Raw genomic sequence first — 17,194 nt, forward strand, 5'->3', positions numbered from 1 at the left:
GAATATGACAAATACCCAGACACCAAAACAATCCGAATACGATTACATCATAGTTGGCGCAGGCAGTGCGGGTTGTGTATTAGCCAATCGACTGTCGGCAGACCCAGCGAACAAGGTGCTCTTATTAGAGACAGGTGGCAGTGATAAGAGCATCTTCATCCAGATGCCAACGGCCCTGTCGATCCCGATGAACAGTGCCAAGTACGCATGGCAGTTTGAGACCGAAGCCGAGCCTCATCTGGACAATCGCCGTATGCATTGCCCTCGGGGAAAAGTATTAGGCGGCTCCTCCTCTATCAACGGCATGGTCTATGTAAGAGGCCATGCCCGTGATTTCGATGAGTGGCAGCACAGCGGCGCAAAAGATTGGGATTATGCCCATTGCCTGCCCTACTTCAAGAAAGCCGAAACTTGGGCCTTTGGCGCTGATGAGTACCGTGGTGATGCGGGACCTCTGGCGGTCAATAACGGCAACAACATGAAAAACCCCTTATATCAAGCCTTCGTCGATGCGGGTGTCGATGCCGGATATTTGGCAACCGCAGATTATAACGGTGCCCAGCAAGAGGGTTTTGGCCCTATGCATATGACCATCAAGAATGGCGTACGTTGGTCGACGGCCAATGCCTACCTCAGACCTGCGATGAAACGCAGTAACCTGACAGTGGTTACCCATGCCTTGGTACACAAGGTGTTATTCCAGGGTAAAAAAGCGGTCGGTGTTCGTTATGAGCGCAAGGGCAAGATAACCGATATCGAGTGCAACAATGAAGTGGTGCTCAGCGCTGGCTCCATCGGCTCGCCACACATTCTGCAGTTATCAGGCATAGGTGAGGCCGATACTTTGGCCAAGGCAGGTATCGAACTGGTACATGAGTTACCGGGTGTGGGCGAGAATCTACAAGATCATCTCGAGTTCTATTTTCAGTTTAAGTGCCTTAAACCCATTTCGCTCAATGGTAAACTCGATCCACTCAATAAGCTGTTTATCGGTACTCGCTGGGTCTTAAATAAATCAGGCTTAGGCGCGACCAATCATTTCGAGTCTTGTGGATTTATTCGTTCCAAACCCGGACTCGAGTGGCCAGATCTGCAATACCACTTCCTGCCTGCTGCCATGCGTTATGACGGTAAAGAGGCCTTCGCGGGGCACGGATTCCAGGTTCACATAGGTCATAATAAGCCAAAGAGTCGCGGCGCAGTCAAGGTCGTATCCAGCGATCCCCATGGGGCCCCGAGTATTCAATTTAACTACCTCTCTCACCAAGATGATATTGCAGCCTTCCGCGCTTGTGTACGTTTGACTCGAGAGATCATCAATCAGCCTGGGCTCGATGAGTACCGTGGCGAAGAGATCCAGCCTGGAATGTCGGTTCAAACCGATGAAGAGATCGATACCTTCGTCAGGAGCTCGGTCGAGAGTGCCTATCACCCCTCCTGTTCATGCAAGATGGGCGAAGATGCTATGGCTGTAGTGGACTCAGAAACCAGAGTACATGGCATCCAAGGGCTTAGGGTGGTTGATTCATCGATTTTCCCCACCATTCCCAATGGCAACCTTAACTCACCGACAATCATGGTGGCCGAGCGCGCCGCCGATCTTATTTTGGGCAATGCACCTCTGAAAGCCAGTACGGCCCCCGTCACCTTAACCAGTGATTGGCAGCTGAAACAGAGGCTAAATCCACCCAAAAGATAACACCTGATGACTCGTTAACCCGAGACATCAGCAGACCAGGTTTAAGGCCAACCTGAGCCATATCGGCTAAATGGCCCTATTAACGCCAAGTTCAATTTATCAATCCTTAAATTTTGTCGCATCGATGTTTAAGGCTTGAGGGATTCTTACGAGTATAAAACCTTGTCCCTTGGCACCTTTAGAATAAAAATAAGGAACTAAACCTATGTTTTATCATAATATTAAGGCGAGGACTCAATAATGACAACCTGGCTTACTATCGGGATATTATTTACCTTCGCCGCCATTGCCTTGGTGATTTATCGTTGGGGTAATGTGGAGTGTATCGGTGTCACCCCAGTTCGTACCTTCACCTTTATCGCCATACTGTTCACCTCTGGCCTCGACGTGGGACTCATCATGTTCCCACTCACCGAGTTTGCCGGCTATGCAGATGTGACTGCTAGCCCTGAATACGGTTTTAGCAATCCTTTGGCCATAGAGTTTGGCTTCTGGGCATTTCTGATCTGGGCATTTTACTTCTTAACTTGCTTCTATTTCTGTGTGATAGAGCCTAGAGTTAAATTCTTTGAAATCCCACTGATTAAGTTTATCAATAACCTGGTCATTATCGGTACCTGTGCCTTCACCGCTTACCTCTTGCTAACTAATCTGCCTTGGTATCTGCCAGGGATGGGCGACGGTGAGACCATTGTCAGCAGCTTCTATCTGATAGTCTTTGCCGTGATTGCCACCGCAGTTTATTCCAGTACCAGTATTCGTTACGTTCGCACCCTGAGCTTAGTCAGCACCTGGATGTTCTTAGGCTTGATCGTGATCATGTGGGCTGGTGCCTTCTTATCGGACGGCTCGGGTGTCGGCGAGTTTGTCACCACCTTTGCCATGATCGGCGATTACTTCGGCAACCTACATCACTTTGTATTACCGATGAATGATTACCATGAATTCTACCTGTTTTGGTGGTTTGCCTGGAGCATCATGATTGGTCAATTTACCTCTCGTTTCGTCGGTGGTATGAAGACCTATCAAGTGCTGATTGCCATGATGGTGTTCCCATCTATCCCCATCGCAGTTTGGTTCACTGTGCTCTATTACTATAGCGCCAACGAAATCGCGACCACCGGCTTTTATAACTTGGCTATGGTCATGGTGGGTATCACCTTTGTGATTAATTCACTGGATTCACTCATCCGACTCTATACCGACAACCTTAACTTAACAGTGCAACGTTTCGGTAAGACCAAGTACATCTTAGGCAACGTAGTGCTAATGAGTGGCTTAACCTTGCTGTTCCAACTGGATTTCCTACAAATACAGTGGGTAGGTGCAGTGGCTATCGGCCTGATTTTAGGTTGCTTCTGTTATATTTTGGCGAAGAAATATAAGCGAGTGGCGGCCATCGAAGCGTCACCAAAAGCAAACAAGATTGATTTTAATAAAATTGAATTAGCTAACTAATTAAGCTAAAAATACAACAAAGAGAAGATGATGAACAATACAATAAAAAATCTGGCATTACTGGGATTAATAGCCCTACCTACAACGGCAATAGCAGGCGTAAGCTCGACCGTCACCGCGGTGTCTGATTACACGTTCAACGGTGTGAGCCAGACAGATAATAGCCCAGCAATACAGGCCAGCCTAGACTATGCAGCAGATTCCGGTTGGTATGTGGGCACTTGGGCCTCAAATGTCGATTTTGGCTCGGCTGACGATACCTGGTTAGAGTTAGACTTCTATGGCGGCAAGTTCTTCCAGCTAACGCAGAGCGTGACTCTGGATGCCGGTATCGCTTATTACACCTATCATGGTGATTCGGGATCAGACGATTACCAATACCCTGAACTGTATACCAAATTCGGTTATGCATCATCAATGGGACAGAGTGAACTTAACTTCTGGTATACATGGGATTACTTTGGTGAAGGTGCAGGTCATTACATCATGATGGCGGCGCATACATTTACTGTTGCCGAAGGTCATGATATTCGAGTCGTTATCGATCGCTCAACCTCTCTCGATGAAGACAAATGGGCATGGGATGGAGATAAGTCCTACAACCATTTCCGCGCCGAGTATATGACCAGCTGGCAAGGCTTCGACTTTAACCTGGCAGTAGAAAACACCAGCATGGATACAGATACCAGTGATACCCGAGCGGTATTGTCTGTGGCACGCACCTTTGGTTTCTAACTTGACCTTGCTTAGCTAGGTGACCTAGTCAAAAACATGCAGAATAGCGGCTAAACGTTATTCTGCATGTTTGTCGCGTGAGTCCCACAAACAATTCTGTTAATGTGCTCAAAAATGAGGGGAGGATTATGGAAAAGTACGAACAACTATTGATTTCATTGCGCCGTGTGATTCGGGCCATCGATATACATTCCCGTCAGCTGAATAAGCAATCGGGGTTAACAGGCCCTCAACTCATGGTCATGCAAAACATTGCCCATCTGGACGCACCTCTTGTCAAAGAGATAGCCCAAGAAGTTGCCCTGAGCCCCGCCACTGTGACCACGATTATCGATAGACTCGAAAGCCGAAAGTTGGTGTTCAGAACTCGTAGTAAAACGGATAAGCGCAAGGTTCACCTGTCATTGAGTGAAACTGGACAAGCATTACTGAGCAGCGCCCCCAAGCCCCTCCAAGAGCATTTTATTACCCGTTATCAAAACCTCGAAGGGTGGGAACAGAGCCAACTGCTGTCATCCGTAGAGCGTATCGCCACTATGATGGATGCTCAGGAACTCGATGCAGCTCCCGTGTTACTGGTGGGCCAGATCCAAGCAGAAGAATAACCTAGGCTTAGACACACACTAGATTTCGGCCAGACTCTTTGACATCATAAAGGGCCTTATCGGCTCTTTGAATAGGCTCATCTAGGTTATCATCTGCCCACCCAGCAATGCCTGTAGATAAACATATCCCCTTCGAAGTAACACTTCATTGCCCACATAGTGGCCTTAGCTATCCGTGGCCTGCTTAAAAAATCGATATCCAGCAGAGCAAAGGTTAAGGCTGCCTGTTTCGACAGCACTAACCTGACAATTTCCCCTTCCTGTCATCGAGCCGAATCTATTTTTGCCTTCTTGAGATCGATCACCACGGTTGCCGAAATTTTATCTTGTATTGCCTGCCTGTTGGCATCCCAAAATATCTGTAGAAATCCGAGTAGCCCGGTCGCAAATCCTGCACCATACCCCCCATAACGACCAAATGAATCCCATAGAGAGAGTTTAGTGCCATCGAGTTGAATGACTCTGATCCCCAGTAGCTTCTTGCCTAAAGTTTGTCCATCAAACCAGGCTGTGAAAACGGTGAAGTAAAAAGCAGCCCAACCAAATCCCAGCCCCAAGTCATTGAGTATCCCCTTGGCCCAGGAAATTAAACTGTAGTCGTCTGCCTCATCATCTTCTTGGTCTAACTCTTGTAACTGTCTCACCTCATCCGATTGGCTCAACTCATGCAGTTCTTGGATCTTCTCCCCTAAGTTCAGCTCTTGTAACACCCGAGTATTGGTTGGGATGTCCTCTGCGCCAGATGATTCAGCTCCCTGTGACGGCACTAATTCAGCCGCCTTAGCGACACTGGTCTCATTTAGCTTATCTTTCTCTAGCCTGTTTAACTCATCCATTTCGGCCAAGTCTTGCGCTATGTTCTGCTTAAGCAGAGTCTTATCGGCTGCCGATAAGCCTATGTCATCTATGGCATTATTGACTATAGAGACTTGCTCAGATATTGGCAGTTGTGATGCTCGCAGTGCAGGCACTAATTCGGTTAGCTCAATTTCGGCGCAATCTAACGTTAAACAATGGCTAAAACGAATAATATTGGGTACATAACCGATAAGCTGGCTTACCGCTGCGAGTGACATCGGCGCAGCGGAAATGACGGGCTCACTATCAGGATCATCACCGGAGAAGAAGCCCCCTATCGTCACCCAAAGCATCATCACCAGCATGGAGAGATACAGGCCCCATTTAAAAAAATTGCCGAGTTGACGACTCTTTCTCTGGATCAGCAAGGTCAAACCTACCAATAGCAGAAACACCCAGCCCGCCTGTTCTGCGAGCACTGAGATCAGCAAACCATCGACCAAGATGGCCAAGCCACGCTTCATCGGGGTCGCTAACGGGGTATACAGTACCTGAGGCGCAATCTCGAAGGCAAAAGGAGTGACGATGGATTTAGGATCGGTTTTAGGAGACATTGGCGAGACGTGCGCAGGTTTTTTCTCGTGGGCTGTACTTGTCATAGCTATCCATTGTTATTATTTTTAGTTTCTACACAGGTAAACTTATGCCGATGCGAGCAAAAATTTTATGCCAAGATAGGTAAATACCTCTATATTAAACATCTAAGATTGGCGCCAGATATAAGCCGGAATCAATATAGATACAATAGCTTAACATTTTTAACCATCATCCAACTCAAGGTTTAATACTAGATATATGATGTTTAATAACAAAATGGAATAACGAAGAACAAACTATCACTTCTATTGCCGCTAAAGGCGATTATGATTAGCTTGAATATTCAAAGGAGCAGCAAGCAATGAGCAAAATTTTCGAAGACAATTCATATACCATAGGTAACACCCCTCTGGTTCGCCTTAAACGTGTGAGTAAAGGCAATGTTTTAGCCAAAATAGAAGCCAGAAACCCAAGCTTTAGCGTTAAGTGTCGCATCGGTGCAAATATGATTTGGGATGCTGAGAAGAAAGGTTTGCTGACTCAAGGTAAAGAGCTTATTGAGCCAACATCGGGCAATACTGGCATATCCCTGGCTTATGTTGCGGCCGCTCGCGGATATAAACTGACTCTAACCATGCCAAACACCATGAGCCTGGAGCGCCGTAAACTGCTAAAAGCTTTGGGCGCTAACTTGGTGCTTACCGATGGTGCTAAAGGCATGAAAGGGGCTATCGATAAGGCCGAAGAAATTCGCCAATCTGCTCCTGAAAAATATGTATTACTGCAACAATTTAATAACCCGGCTAACCCGGAAATCCATGAGAAAACAACGGGTCCAGAGATCTGGAATGACACCGACGGTGAAATCGATGTCTTAGTCGCGGGTGTGGGCACCGGTGGTACTATCACAGGAGTGAGCCGTTTTATTAAGAATACTAAGGGTAAGGCCATCACCTCTGTCGCTGTAGAGCCCGCAGACTCACCTGTTATCGCCCAGACTCTTGCGGGTCAAGCGGTACAACCTGGGCCACATAAGATCCAAGGTATAGGTGCCGGCTTCATTCCTGGCAACTTGGATCTGGAAATGGTTGACCGCGTCGAAGCTGTGACGAACGAAGAGTCAATCGAAATGGCCCAACGTTTGATGAAAGAGGAAGGCATCTTAGTGGGGATCTCTTCCGGTGCTGCGGTCGTCGCTGCGAATCGCATTGCCGAACTTCCTGAATTTGAAGGCAAGACCATAGTGGTGATTTTACCTTCTGCTGCCGAGCGTTATCTCTCTTCAGCCTTATTCCAGGGTGAATTTTCTGACGCTGAAAACGTTCAATAAACATCACTGACACTCGAATTAAAAAACCGGATCTGATATCCGGTTTTTTTATGCCTGCCAATTACGCAAGGATAGCTCTGATAAGATCTTTGCTGTCTTTAAAGTAATAGGTCGTAGAAGCTAAAGGTACATCGGCTTCTTTCGCCACGGCGCGATGGCGAACCCCCGGATCCCCTCCTTAACGATAAGCCTTAGGCTGGCTTCTAAAATAATCAGCCGTCACTTCGGCTCGTTTGACGTCCCACATCAATTAATGGATGAGTCATAGTCAATCCCTTGGTTCTCTAGTCAGTCAAAATGTTATTTTTACGCGAGTAATGAGGCACTAAGTTCAACATTTTCAACTTTAGCAATATAAGTCACTATAAAAAATGCTCCAGTGTTGGTTTTTAATTCTTTTTTTTGTTTATCTAACAAAACAAGGAATTCCGTCTAATCTTATAACAACAGAGCATCATTCAGATGCTTAGGCAGCATACATATCAATTTAACATTACGTTAACTCAATATGACAGACAGGACCACTCAGTTGCAATAAGGGAGCGAGCTATGGAGTCGATTAAAATTGCTGACTACATGAATAGACGTCCAGTAACATTTACAGCGCATATGCCAATTGCAGAGGCCGTAGAACTCTTCTTGCATAACCAACAGATTGGTGGACCCGTCATCGATGAAAATAGGAAGGTCATAGGCTTTCTATCCGAGCAAGACTGCTTAATCAAGATGCTAGAAGCCACCTACCTCAATGAAAACCACTATCACGTTGGTGATGTGATGCATGGCGAGCCTCTTACTGTGAAGAAGGAATCTTCGGTACTGGACCTAGCGCAAAAAATGACCCACCACCAGCCCAAGATTTACCCTATCGTCGATGATGAAGATAAATTGATCGGTGTCATTAATCGTACAGCGGTATTGAAGGCCATAGATGACCATTTAAGAGCCATGTATAAGCGTGGACATAGCCGCTTAGTGTAGTTTTTCATCTGATACGCTTGGTTTAATGTGTCTAGATGGCAGCTCAGCCCTCTTGCACTCGCCAATGCAGTCAAGCGACCAAGCTTGCGAACACGAATCATTCATTAGAATAAGAAACAAAGAATAAGGCGCTGAGTTATGCTACCTGCGAGTTTTATTTTCTATGTTTTCGCAATAATCATAGTCACCATGACCATGATTATTGTGTCATATGCCTTAAATCCCAGAGGTCATAAGAGAACCAACGCCTACCCCTATGAATCTGGCATTGTTCCTGTTGGTGATACCCATATTCGTTGGAACGTGAACTATTTTTTAATCGCCATCTCCTTCGTGATTTTCGACATCGAAGCGGTATTTCTCTACCTCTGGTCCTTGGTGGTGGTGGAAACAAGTTGGCCCGGTCTAGCCACAGCCAGTTTATTTATCTTAGCCCTGTTCATCGCCTTAATTTATGAGATCAAACAAGGCACCTTCGATTGGGGCATTCGTAAAGAGGAGGATTCTTGATGCGTTGGCAGCTGACAAAACCTAACCCTGACGACACTCAGTCGATCCCGACGGCCTCGATGAGCATGCAAGAGGTGGTCGAGAAGAACCTGTTAGTCACCCGCTTAGAAGACCTAGTCGCCTGGGGAAGAAGCAACTCCCTATGGCCGTTTAATTTCGGCTTATCTTGCTGCTACGTCGAGATGGCAACCTCTTTCACTAGTCGTCATGATATCGCCAGGTTCGGTTCTGAAGTCATACGCGCGACGCCAAGAGAGGCCGATCTTATCGTCATCTCAGGTACCGTATTTCTTAAGATGGCCCCGGTGATCAAGCACCTTTATGACCAGATGTTGGAACCCAAGTGGGTGATCAGCATGGGCTCATGTGCCAATTCCGGCGGCATGTATGATGTCTATAGCGTGGTTCAGGGCGCAGATAAATTCCTGCCCATAGACCTTTATGTTCCCGGTTGTCCTCCCAGACCAGAAGCCCTGATGTACGGATTAACCCTGCTACAAGAGGCCATCAAGAATGGCTATCCCAGACAGAGAAGGCCACTCAATCGCGTCATCACCCCCGAAGAGATAGACAGTTTTGCCTGCCGTAACCTGCGGGATGAAAAACATGCCGCAAGAGTCGCTAGCGATAAACTCACGCCGCCAGACAGGGTATAGAGATGACTAGCATGACGAAGGAGATGTCAGCAATACCCTCTCAGACGCTCAAGCTGGAGCTGACATTAGCCATGCTGCCTGAATTAGAGCGACTCCTGGAAGACCAAGCCATTGAGCAGAGCACGGCGGACAATATTCTCACCCTCTGGATAGATAAACATCGGCTTATTCCCGCCTTAATCCTGCTCAAATCGATTCCTGAGCCGTTCAATTTTCTGTTCGACCTCTATGCCGTAGACGAGCGCCTTAGGCTAGATAAAGCCCTGCTGCCGGCCAAAGACTTCACCTTGGTGTATCAAGTCCTGTCCATAGAAAGAAACCAAGATATTCGCCTTAAGGTGGCGCTTGAGGATAACGAACATCAAGCCAGTATCACCTCCATCTGGCCCTCGGCAAACTGGTATGAGCGTGAAGTCTGGGACCTGTTCGGCATCGTATTCGATGCACACCCTAACTTGTGCCGTATTCTGTTACCACCGACCTATCAGGGTCACCCCCTACGCAAAGAGTTTCCCTGCCGCGCCACCGAGACTGAGCCATTCACTCTCGATGATGAGAAGCTTGCCAGAGAGCAAGATGCACTCAGATTCAATCCTAAAGAGTGGGGCATGGATGAAAGTAGCGCTGATAATGATTACCTGTTTCTCAATCTGGGCCCGAACCATCCCAGCGTACACGGGGTATTTAGAATCGCGCTGCAACTCGATGGTGAGCAGATTATAAATTCGGTACCCGATATCGGTTACCACCATAGAGGCGCCGAAAAGATAGCGGAGCGTCAGACCTGGCATGGCTTTATTCCCTACACCGACAGAATTGACTATTTAGGTGGGGTGATGAACAACTTCCCCTATATCTTGGCCATAGAACAATTAGCCGACATTCGGGTATCGAAGCGAGTCGAGTGCATCCGAGTCATGTTGGCCGAGTGCTTTCGCATCTTGAGTCATATGTTGTTCTTCGGCACGTTTGCCCAAGATGTCGGTCAGCTATCTCCCATCTTTTATCTGTTTATCGACCGAGAAAAACTGTTCAGCATCATAGAGGCCATCACAGGCGCTCGCATGCATCCAAGCTGGTTTCGTATTGGTGGTGTGGCCCAAGACCTGCCTCAGGGCTGGCATATCATGATGCAGGAATTCGTCGATTACTTCCCGGCTAAGCTAGATGAATACGAAGTCATGGTGATGCAAAACAGCATACTCAAAAATCGCGCCGTTGGCATAGGCCAGTATGACACCCAGCAGGCCCTCGAATGGAACATCTCCGGCGTGGGTATAAGAGCCACGGGTCTAGAGTGGGATCTGCGTAAATCCCGCCCCTACTCTGGTTATGACAACTATCAGTTCGATATTCCAATAGCTCACAATGGCGATGCTTATGACAGATGCCAACTCAGAGTCGATGAGATGAGACAAAGCATAAAGATAATCCAACAATGCATAGATAATATGCCACAGGGAAATTATAAGGCAGACCACCCATTAACCACGCCTCCGAGAAGCGACAGGAGCAAGCAAGATATCGACACCCTGATCCAACACTTTATGAATGTGAGTTGGGGCGCTGTGATGCCCAAGGGTGAGTCAAGTTTTGCCGTTGAAGCCACTAAAGGCATCAACGCTTACACCCTGATATCGGACGGTACCAGCTCAAGTTATCGCACTCGGATCCGCACCCCCTCTTTCCCCCATTTGCAGATGATCCCGACCTTGGCAAAGGGGCTAATGGTGGCCGACTTGATTGTGATCTTAGCCAGTATCGATTTTGTTATGGCCGATGTGGACAGGTAGGGGCTGATATGACACACAATTATGAGCAGCTATTGAGGATCTCTATTCAGGAAGTCATGTCCACTGACCTTCCCTCGAACGGCGATGCTTCGACCGATGAGCAGGCGGGCAATCACACACAAGCGACATTCACCACACCAGAGAAGCGCCATACTCAGGGTGAGTTGCCAGTCCGTAGCACACTGGCTGAGTCGAGGCTAACCCCCAGCGCAGAGACTCTAGCCAAGGTTGAAGACAGGCAAGCTGCTGCTGATTCATCCCAACTGAAACCATGCGAAACCAAGCAGCTCGATAAGCTGCTGGCATCGGCCCCATATCCGGCAGCAGTCTCCATCGATGCACTCAAGGTGATTCAACAACAAAGAGGCTGGGTGAGCGATGCCAGTTTATCTCTGCTGTCCGCTTATATTCAGGTGTCGGTTGCGGATCTGGATTCTGTCGCCACCTTCTATAACCTGATATTTAGGCAAGCCGTAGGTGAGGTAGTGCTGCACCCCTGTGATGGCATCAGTTGCGACTTGATGGGCGGAGTCGAGGTCCGCGCAGCCATTTGCCAGAAATTACAGCTTAACCCCGGTGAAACGACGCCGGATAACCGCTTCACCCTCATTCCTCTTCCTTGCCTGGGGGCATGTGATAAAGCGCCGGTAATGATCGCGTCGAAGCGAGTCTACCCGCACCTAACCGTGAGTAAAATAGCTCAGTTGATCGATGAACTTGAGGGACATAAAATATGACTCCTCCTCAAAATCCCTTGACTCGTTTCATTACCGATAATGCTAATTGCTGGCAACTGTCTGAGTACCTGAGTCATGGCGGATATGATGGATTAACCCAGGCGATGGCGATGAGTGCGGATGAGCTGCTGGCCAGCATCAAACAATCGAACCTGAGGGGCCGCGGTGGAGCTGGTTTTCCCACCGGACTCAAGTGGAGCTTTGTCCCTCGCGGAGTCGACGCGCCTCGGGAAAAATACTTGATAGTCAACGCCGATGAGATGGAGCCTGGTGCATTTAAAGACCGCTGGCTGCTTGAACAGACCCCACACCAGATCATCGAAGGCCTGCTGATTGGCGGATTAACCTTAGGGGCGACCCAGGGCTACATCTTCCTTCGAGGTGACTACTATCTCGCCGAGGAAAGACTGCAGCAGGCGATAGAGGAATGCAAGCAACACCAGTTACTCGGCCGAGACATCTTAGGGCGAGGCATTCAAGGACAAGCGTTTAACTTCGACATTCATATCCATTCCAGTGCCGGGCGTTATATCTGCGGCGAAGAAACTGCGCTTATCAACGCCATGGAGGGCAAACGAGCGACGCCAAGGGCTAAGCCCCCCTTCCCTCAAGTGGCCGGTCTTTGGGGAAAACCAACCATAGTCAACAATGTTGAGACATTTTGTAATCTGCCTCATATCATCAATTTCGGTAGCGACTGGTTTAACTCGCTCGGCAAGGGACAAGACGCGGGCACAAAAATCTTCGGCGTCAGCGGCAGAGTCAAGCGTCCTGGACTGTGGGAACTCCCCATGGGCACATCCATCAGAGAGATCATCGAACGCCATGCCGGCGGCATGTGCGATGGTTATCAAATCAAAGGTTTTCTTCCCGGCGGTGGCTCCACTGATTTCCTCCTCGAAGAGCACTTAGATGCTCTTATGGATTACGACGAAATTGGCAAGTTAGGCAGCCGCATGGGCACAGGTACCATCATCATCTTGGACGATCAATATTGCCCCGTCGCCATGGTGCTCAACCTGGTGCGCTTCTTCGCTCAGGAGTCTTGTGGCTGGTGCACACCTTGCAGAGATGGCCTGCCCTGGGCCGTGTCCTTACTCGAAAAAATTGAGCGAGGACAAGGTGAACTAAAGGACATAGATCAGCTGCAGGAACTGTGCGATTTCGCCGCGCCCGGCAATACCTTTTGCGCACTCGCCCCTGGCGCGGTCGAACCGTTACAAAGTGCGCTTAACTATTTCAGGCAAGATTTTGAGGCACATATCAGTCATCAATGCTGTCCCTATCATGACGCGCTATCTACAACTGAGACACTTAGCAAGATAAATGCTAACCGAGTCGAGGGGACGTGATGAATCATCCCAACACTGAAACAGACAGGGTCAGCATCACCATAGATAACCAGGCCTACCGAGTATCGCCAAATGAAAATCTGCTGCAAACCTGTCTGACACTTGGATTAGATCTGCCCTATTTCTGTTGGCATGCTGAGCTGGGCTCGGTGGGCGCCTGTAGACAATGCGCTATTACGCAATATCGAGACCATGAGGACAAGGTCGGACGCTTGGTCATGGCGTGTATGACGCCAGTAGTGGATGGCATGATAATCTCGATGCAAGATAGCCAATCAACACAATTTAGACAAACCAATATCGAAGCCATCATGACCCAGCACCCTCACGACTGCCCTGTGTGTGAAGAGGGGGGGAATTGTCATTTGCAGGATATGACCGTCATCAGTGGTCATATCAACCGACGTTACACAGGCAAGAAACGCACCCATCTAAATCAATATTTAGGTCCCATGCTCAATCATGAGATGAACCGCTGTATCGGATGCTATCGCTGCGTCCGCTTCTATCGGGACTACTGTGGTGGAGACGACTTCAATGTGTTTGGCTCGAAAAGCCATCTCTATTTTGGCCGGGCAAGCGCCGGAGCCCTAGAAAATAGCTTCTCGGGTAACTTGGCCGAGGTTTGCCCGACCGGGGTGTTTACCGATAAACCCTTCTCCGAGCACTACATACGCAAATGGGACCTGCAAACCGCCCCTACTGTGTGCCCCCACTGCAGCCTGGGCTGTAATATCACAGTGAGTGAAAGAGATCACAAGGTGCGCAGGATAACTAACCGCAGGCATGATGAGATCAACGGCCATTTTCTGTGCAACATCGGCTTATTTGGTTATGAACATGTCAATCACAGTGAGCGACTCGATGCTCCCTTGCTGCGCAATAACGCCGACAAGCGTTGCGTTATCCTGTCCACCGCGGAGGCCAAACAGCAGCTCGCTAAGCTTCTTTCACCGGCAATTATCGATAACCAGCAAGCCGCACTTAATCAGCAAAAATTAGGCAAGTGCATTGCCATCGGCTCCGCCAGAACACAGATAGAAAATAATGCCGCGCTGATGAAACTTGTGGGTCAGGACAACTTTTATCTGGGCGTGCCGGACTTGCAAGTCCAGATGCTACACATGCTGTGCAGTGCTTATCGGAGCAATAGCGTCAGTCCATTTTCCATCAAACAGGCCCAAGCTTGCGACGCCGCCTTGATCATCAATGAAGACATTAGCCACACGGCGCCCAGACTCGCACTCGCCATCAGGCAGATGAGCCGTAATTTGGGCATAAAAAAAGCCGCAAAATTGGGCCTAGCCGCTTGGCAAGATGGTCCTGTGAGAAATATAGCGCAAACCAGCCGTTCGCCTTTAGCGATTATCGCCAGCGAACCCGGTCAATTATCCAATCTGGCAACTGAGCAAGTGATCATTTCCCCCAGTGAGCAGGTGATCTTGCTCCAAGAGATACAGGATCTGCTCGCGCACAGACTTGACGAAGCAAATAGCCTTGAAGAAACGAAGAGCCTTGACGAAGCTAACAGCCTTGGCGAAACGAACAGCCTTGACGAAACGAACAGCCTTGACGACATAGAAACACACACAAATACAGGGTCATATTCTGCTTCGGCGCGGCGCATAGTCGCAGCCCTGTTAGCTGCCGACACTCCCTTGGTGATCTGCGGCCTTCAGAGTCAAGATCCGGCGCTGCTCGGCGCTAGCCTTAACATTGCCAGTTTGCTCAAACAAATTAAGCCACATGCGGGTTTTTATGGGGTGACCAAGCAGGTAAACGATCTTCATTTTGGCCTGCTTATCGAGAATAAGGCGACTGAGGCGAATTATCTGGGTATCGACTCCTTCATCGCCAGAATTATGGGCCAAGAGGGCGAAAGAGACCAAGAAAACTCGGCTCATAACGCCCCTGATACCTTGATTATTCTAGAGACAGATCTGTATCGCTATATGGAGGCCGAGCAACTAGAAGCCGCATTGGATGCGATAGATAATATTATCGTCATAGATCACATGTTAACCCCAACCGCGAAGATGGCAGATCTAATATTGCCCAGCGGCTCCTTTGCCGAATCCCAAGGCTGTTACCTCAGCTCAGAAGGAAGACTGCAGCATGGGTTTGCCACCCTATCGGGGCTTAATCAGCGCATGATGCCCTGGGTCTGGCTGGCAGAGCTGACGGATTTACCTAACCCAGCAGAGATCCATCGTTGGTTATCTCGGCATTTTCTTGTACTGGCCCCCATAGAGACATTCTCAGATCTCGCTCATATACATAGAGACTCCCCGTTCCGTATCGCCAGCCAACCACAACGTGCCAGTGCAAGAACGGCGATACATGCCGTTAATGATGTCAAAGAGCAGATGCCAATATCGGCTTCTGGCACGCCTTTTGTTCAATCTATGGAAGGCGTCGAGGGATTTCGTCAGAGTCAGGTACAGATGATCACTGTCTTGCCGGCTAATGCCTGGTCACCAAAATGGAACTCAGATCAAGGCGCCCATCGTTGCGGCAATGCCTGCAATAAGAGCCACTCCCCCTGGACCTTGGGGATCACCCTTTTCTCTCAAGCCTCCCCATCGAGCCTGTCTGCATGCTCAGATGCTCATCAAACTGAGCAAGAAAATGGGCTGCAAACCAATGCGAGTCGAAAGGAAACCAATAGCTCAGCGTTAACCAGTGCCAGCATCCGCTTAATGCCTTCGGCTAACCTATATGCCGATTTTGAGCTGGCGAGCTATTCATCGTCGATACAGTCCATGAGTCCTAAGCCCTGCCTAAAAATCCACCCAAGCCTTGCCGCCTCGCTCAATCTCATCGAAGGAGAGGAAGCTCAGATCCAAGGTGAGCATAGCGCCGCCCAGCTCATGTGTAAATTCGATAAAAATATGTCTCCCGATATCGCATTAGTACCCAACCTGATATTCACCTTACTGGGGCAGCGAGCTAAGATAATCTCACTCAAGGCTAAGGAGAACAGTGATGGTCCTACATGAGGTGTTACTGGTTCCCACCAGCGTGTTATTGCTATTACTGCTAAGCGCTGCTTGGTCTACCTGGCTCGAGAGACGATTACTCGCGGTCTGGCAAGATAGATTGGGGCCCAATCGGGTCGGCCCCTGGGGACTGCTGCAAGTGGTTGCCGACATGATAAAAATCTTCACCAAGGAGGATTGGGTCCCGCCCTTCGCCGATAAGGCCCTGTTTGTTATCGCGCCGATGATCTTGATGATAATGACCTTACTCGGTTTCGCCATCATACCTTTCTCCCCAGATATTCAGATAGCCAATTTCGATAATGCCTTGCTGTTTATCCTGGCGCTGAGTTCACTGTCGGTTTACAGCATCATGCTCGCGGGTTTCTCCTCCAACAGTAAGTATGCCCTATTGGGCGCGATGCGAACCGCGGCTCAAATGCTTTCTTATGAGGTGTTTATGGGGCTAGCTCTGATGGGCGTTGTCATCATCACCGGCAGTTTTAGCCTCAACGACATCGTGGCGGCTCAGGAAAATTACTGGTTTATTCTGAGTCAGCCCTTGGGTTTTGTGCTGTTTCTGATCGCGGGCGTGGCTGAGAGTCACCGTGCTCCCTTCGATCTCCCCGAGGCCGAAACTGAGATAGTGGCAGGATTTCATACCGAGTATTCCAGCATGAAATTTGGCATGTTCTTCATTGGTGAGTATCTGGGCGTCATCTTTGTCTCCGCGCTTATCACCACCCTCTATTTTGGGGGCTGGCAAGGACCTGTGCTGCCACCGATTATCTGGTTCCTGTTAAAAACAGGATTCTTCGTGGTGTTTTTTATTCTGCTGAGAGCCGCTATACCTAGGCCCAGATACGATCAACTGATGCGACTGGGCTGGGCGGTATTATTGCCGCTCACTTTACTCAACCTGCTGTTAACCGCCCTATGGCAGTTAACACTAGGTTTCTAATCGG

Annotated in this window: 14 protein-coding genes and 1 pseudogene; 13 read left to right on the forward strand and 2 right to left on the reverse strand. The window is 48.8% G+C overall.

Going from position 1 to position 17,194, the window contains the following annotated elements:
- The first annotated feature begins 4 nt into the window (after positions 1-4).
- The 4 genes from betA (at position 5) to HRU42_RS00080 (ending at position 4,497) form a co-directional block, all read left to right on the forward strand.
- Positions 5-1,699, forward strand: a complete 1,695-nt coding sequence (gene betA / locus HRU42_RS00065) for a choline dehydrogenase (RefSeq protein ID WP_295027834.1) — start codon at positions 5-7, stop codon at positions 1,697-1,699.
- A 240-nt stretch (positions 1,700-1,939) separates the two neighbouring features.
- Entirely contained in the window at positions 1,940-3,157 is a 1,218-nt protein-coding gene (locus HRU42_RS00070) for a BCCT family transporter (protein WP_295027835.1), read from the forward strand.
- Positions 3,158-3,187: 30 nt separating this feature from the next.
- Positions 3,188-3,892 carry a TorF family putative porin gene (locus tag HRU42_RS00075; protein WP_295027837.1) on the forward strand — a complete coding sequence of 235 codons (705 nt, stop codon included), beginning with the start codon at positions 3,188-3,190 and terminating at the stop codon, positions 3,890-3,892.
- Between the two features lie 128 nt (positions 3,893-4,020).
- Positions 4,021-4,497, forward strand: coding sequence for a MarR family transcriptional regulator (locus HRU42_RS00080; protein ID WP_295027838.1), 477 nt, complete (start codon positions 4,021-4,023; stop codon positions 4,495-4,497).
- Between the two features lie 263 nt (positions 4,498-4,760).
- Here the strand turns inward: HRU42_RS00080 and HRU42_RS00085 are convergent, their stop codons facing one another.
- Positions 4,761-5,954 (reverse strand): RDD family protein, encoded by a 1,194-nt coding sequence (locus HRU42_RS00085; RefSeq protein WP_295027840.1) that lies wholly within the window; start codon positions 5,952-5,954, stop codon positions 4,761-4,763.
- A 299-nt stretch (positions 5,955-6,253) separates the two neighbouring features.
- Between HRU42_RS00085 and cysK the strand changes: the two genes are divergently transcribed.
- Positions 6,254-7,222 (forward strand): cysteine synthase A, encoded by a 969-nt coding sequence (cysK, locus tag HRU42_RS00090; protein WP_295027842.1) that lies wholly within the window; start codon positions 6,254-6,256, stop codon positions 7,220-7,222.
- A gap of 79 nt (positions 7,223-7,301) precedes the next feature.
- Here cysK and HRU42_RS00095 read toward each other — a convergent pair.
- Positions 7,302-7,488: pseudogene (locus HRU42_RS00095) on the reverse strand (TetR/AcrR family transcriptional regulator); the annotation flags it as partial.
- A gap of 283 nt (positions 7,489-7,771) precedes the next feature.
- Between HRU42_RS00095 and HRU42_RS00100 the strand changes: the two are divergent.
- The 8 genes from HRU42_RS00100 to nuoH all read left to right on the forward strand — a co-directional run bounded on the left by HRU42_RS00100 (position 7,772) and on the right by nuoH (position 17,190).
- The gene (locus tag HRU42_RS00100; RefSeq protein ID WP_295027844.1) at positions 7,772-8,203 is read left to right on the forward strand and encodes a CBS domain-containing protein; all 432 of its coding nucleotides are present in this window, start codon (positions 7,772-7,774) and stop codon (positions 8,201-8,203) included.
- Between the two features lie 138 nt (positions 8,204-8,341).
- The gene (locus tag HRU42_RS00105) at positions 8,342-8,713 is read left to right on the forward strand and encodes an NADH-quinone oxidoreductase subunit A (RefSeq protein ID WP_295027846.1); all 372 of its coding nucleotides are present in this window, start codon (positions 8,342-8,344) and stop codon (positions 8,711-8,713) included.
- On the forward strand, positions 8,713-9,369 hold the full coding sequence (locus HRU42_RS00110) for an NADH-quinone oxidoreductase subunit B family protein (RefSeq protein ID WP_295027848.1): 657 nt from the start codon (positions 8,713-8,715) through the stop codon (positions 9,367-9,369). The genes HRU42_RS00105 and HRU42_RS00110 overlap by 1 nt, the downstream gene beginning before the upstream one ends.
- A gap of 2 nt (positions 9,370-9,371) precedes the next feature.
- On the forward strand, positions 9,372-11,162 hold the full coding sequence (gene nuoC / locus HRU42_RS00115; RefSeq protein WP_295027850.1) for an NADH-quinone oxidoreductase subunit C/D: 1,791 nt from the start codon (positions 9,372-9,374) through the stop codon (positions 11,160-11,162).
- Positions 11,163-11,170: 8 nt separating this feature from the next.
- Entirely contained in the window at positions 11,171-11,899 is a 729-nt protein-coding gene (gene nuoE, locus HRU42_RS00120) for an NADH-quinone oxidoreductase subunit NuoE (protein ID WP_295027852.1), read from the forward strand.
- The gene (gene nuoF / locus HRU42_RS00125; protein WP_295027854.1) at positions 11,896-13,251 is read left to right on the forward strand and encodes an NADH-quinone oxidoreductase subunit NuoF; all 1,356 of its coding nucleotides are present in this window, start codon (positions 11,896-11,898) and stop codon (positions 13,249-13,251) included. The genes nuoE and nuoF overlap by 4 nt, the downstream gene beginning before the upstream one ends.
- Positions 13,251-16,250, forward strand: coding sequence for an NADH-quinone oxidoreductase subunit NuoG (gene nuoG / locus HRU42_RS00130; protein ID WP_295027856.1), 3,000 nt, complete (start codon positions 13,251-13,253; stop codon positions 16,248-16,250). The genes nuoF and nuoG overlap by 1 nt, the downstream gene beginning before the upstream one ends.
- Positions 16,237-17,190, forward strand: a complete 954-nt coding sequence (gene nuoH, locus HRU42_RS00135; protein WP_367227128.1) for an NADH-quinone oxidoreductase subunit NuoH — start codon at positions 16,237-16,239, stop codon at positions 17,188-17,190. Before nuoG ends, nuoH begins: the two co-directional genes overlap by 14 nt.
- The last annotated feature ends 4 nt before the right edge of the window (positions 17,191-17,194 follow it).

It is taken from the genome of Shewanella sp., from assembly GCF_013214165.1.
Lineage (GTDB): Bacteria > Pseudomonadota > Gammaproteobacteria > Enterobacterales > Shewanellaceae > Shewanella.